Genomic DNA, 1235 nt, shown 5'->3' with positions numbered 1-1235 from the left:
TGTAGTGGTCTAATGAAACCGGACACCCATTTAGGCGAGAATGCTCGCCAGATCGAGGTGTCAGATGACTAAACAACGCCGCTCCTTTACTCCTGAATTCAAGCGCGAGGCTGCCGACCTTGTGCTCAAACAAAACTACAGCTACATCGAAGCCAGCCGTTCGCTCGGCATTGGTGAGTCGGCATTGCGCCGCTGGGTTGACCAGATTCAGAAAGAACATAAAGGCGTCACCCCGCAGAGCAAGGCACTGACTCCGGAACAGCAAAAAATTCAGGAGCTGGAAGCCCGGATTGCTCGGCTTGAGCGAGAGAAATCAATACTAAAAAAGGCTACCGCGCTCTTGATGTCGGAAGATCACGAGCGTTCGCGCTGATTGACCAGTTGAGGGCACATGAGCCGGTTGATTGGCTGTGCAAGGTGTTTGACGTCACTCGCTCGTGTTACTACGCCCAGCGCCTGCGGCGCCGCACGCCGGATGTTGAACGGCTTCGATTGCGTAGTCGCGTAAGTGAGCTGTTCTCGCAAAGTCGCAGCTCTGCGGGCAGTCGCAGCATCCTGTCACTGATGCGTGAAGACGGTGAGCAACTCGGTCGATTCAAAGTGCGTAGCTTGATGCGCGAGCTTGATTTAGTCAGCAAACAACCCGGCTCCCACGCCTACAAACGAGCAACAGTAGAAAGACTGGATATCCCGAACACATTGAACCGCGAGTTCGACGTGCCTGCGCCCAATCAAGTCTGGTGCGGCGATATCACCTACATTTGGGCGCAAGGAAAGTGGCATTACCTGGCTGTCGTCCTGGATCTTTGTACGCGTCGGATCGTGGGCTGGGCGCTGTCGGAAAAGCCAGACGCTGAGCTGGTGATCAAAGCGCTGGATATGGCTTACGAGCAGCGTGGCAGGCCTTCGGATCTGCTATTCCACTCAGACCAGGGATCGCAATATGCAAGCCGACTCTTTCGCCAGCGGTTGTGGCGATACCGCATGCGCCAAAGCATGAGTCGACGAGGAAACTGCTGGGATAACGCACCGATGGAGCGCGTATTTCGCAGCTTGAAAACAGAATGGATACCGACCGTGGGCTATCGAACTGCGCAGGAAGCACAGCGCGATATCAGCCATTTTTTGATGCATCGCTACAACTGGATTCGGCCTCATCAATTCAACGATGGGTTGGCTCCAGCGCGGGCTGAGGAAAAACTTAACGTCGTGTCCGGGATTAGTTGACCACTACA

Annotated in this window: 1 protein-coding gene; it reads left to right on the top strand. The window is 54.7% G+C overall.

What is annotated here, in order from left to right; all coding sequences use genetic code 11:
• The first annotated feature begins 64 nt into the window (after window positions 1-64).
• Window positions 65-1227 (top strand): IS3 family transposase gene (locus AC19YR_RS24740; RefSeq protein WP_109627876.1). Its coding sequence is split into 2 segments (ribosomal slippage): window positions 65-320 and window positions 320-1227, totalling 1164 coding nucleotides; the frame shifts between segments, so codons are not numbered across the junction.
• Window positions 1228-1235: the final 8 nt, after the last annotated feature.

This window comes from Pseudomonas sp. MF08817 (assembly GCF_059862705.1).
Note: the sequence above shows the minus strand (reverse complement) of the source record. Positions and strands in the feature narration are given on the sequence as shown.